The organism is Pseudomonas sp. SIMBA_067 (assembly GCF_046534675.1).
In the GTDB taxonomy this organism is placed as follows: Bacteria; Pseudomonadota; Gammaproteobacteria; order Pseudomonadales; family Pseudomonadaceae; genus Aquipseudomonas; species Aquipseudomonas putida.
In genome coordinates this window covers 1-345 of sequence record NZ_JAWRYH010000155.1, presented here as the reverse complement: position 1 = coordinate 345, position 345 = coordinate 1, and the positions used below count along the sequence as shown (strand labels likewise).

At 65.5% G+C, this 345-nt stretch carries 1 protein-coding gene; it reads right to left on the bottom strand.

What is annotated here, in order from left to right; genetic code table 11:
* Nucleotides 1–148: universal stress protein (locus SB765_RS28495; protein WP_410932340.1), on the bottom strand; the 148-nt coding region annotated here is incomplete at its 3' end.
* Nucleotides 149–345 lie beyond the last annotated feature (197 nt).

Here is a 345-nt window from a genome sequence, read left to right as displayed (position 1 = left end):
GGAGCGATTCGGCAAACTGCCCCATGGGTTCTACCGCGTGGATCACATACAGCTCTGCATTGAACGTCCGCGCCAGGGCCAGGGCGTGCTGCATGACAAAAGGGGCGTAGACACCGAGGTCGGTGGCGTACAGCATGGAGCGGATCATTCGACCTCCTCGACTGCCGCTGCGGCAGAGCAAGCTTCAGCTTAGCAGCGCGCCGCACGCACGCTTTGCCGTCCGGCGTGCTGCCGGCGCGGGCTGTGCAGGCTTCAGGGGTGCCGGCCAGCGTGGTCGATGAACGACAGTGCCTGGTAAAGCAGCTGCATGCGCGGCAAGTTGCAACCTGCCGCTCGCGCCTGCGC